General features: G+C 69.0%; 1 protein-coding gene. It reads left to right on the top strand.

Annotated elements, in window-relative coordinates; all coding sequences use genetic code 11:
• The coding region (locus AC1DYG_RS20905; protein WP_477641738.1) for an isocitrate/isopropylmalate family dehydrogenase at nt 1–361 on the top strand (361 nt) is incomplete at both ends.

Genomic DNA, 361 nt, shown 5'->3' on the forward strand with positions numbered 1-361 from the left:
GTTCAAGGCGGAGTTCGACGCCGCGGGCCTGACCTACGAGCACCGGCTGATCGACGACATGGTGGCCTCCTCGCTCAAGTGGGAGGGCGGCTACGTCTGGGCCTGCAAGAACTACGACGGCGACGTCCAGTCGGACACCGTCGCGCAGGGCTACGGCTCGCTCGGCCTGATGACCTCCGTGCTGATGACCCCGGACGGCAAGACCGTCGAGGCGGAGGCCGCGCACGGCACCGTCACGCGGCACTACCGCCAGCACCAGCAGGGCAAGCCCACCTCGACCAACCCGATCGCGTCCATCTTCGCGTGGACCCGGGGTCTCGAGCACCGCGGCAAGCTGGACAACACCCCCGAGGTCATCGGC

The sequence above is a fragment of the Pedococcus sp. P1_H8 genome, assembly GCF_056405175.1.